The following is a 346-nucleotide window of genomic DNA, read 5'->3' as shown; positions in this document are numbered from 1 at the left end:
AAACCCGCACGCCGGAAGACCAAGGGTTCCTGTCCAACGTTAATCGGGGCAGGGTGAGTCGACCCCTAAGGCGAGGCTGAAAAGCGTAGTCGATGGGAAGCTGGTTAATATTCCAGCACTTGGTGTTGCTGCGAAGGGGGGACGGAGAAGGCTAGGCTGGCCGGGCGACGGTTGTCCCGGTTCAAGCGTGTAGGGGGTGTGACCTGGTAAATCCGGTTACATACTAACCCTGAGGCGTGATAACGAGCCACTACGGTGGTGAAGTAGCTGATGCCATGCTTCCAGGAAAAGCCTCTAAGCTCCAGGTAACACGAAATCGTACCCCAAACCGACACAGGTGGTCAGG

General features: G+C 56.6%; 1 rRNA gene. It reads left to right on the top strand.

The window, feature by feature from the left end:
* Positions 1 to 346: ribosomal RNA gene (locus J1781_RS00075) — 23S ribosomal RNA — on the top strand; the annotation flags it as partial.

Origin of the sequence: Rahnella perminowiae, assembly GCF_019049695.1 — a bacterium.
GTDB lineage: Bacteria > Pseudomonadota > Gammaproteobacteria > Enterobacterales > Enterobacteriaceae > Rahnella > Rahnella perminowiae.
This window is presented reverse-complemented; position numbering and strand designations above follow the sequence as displayed.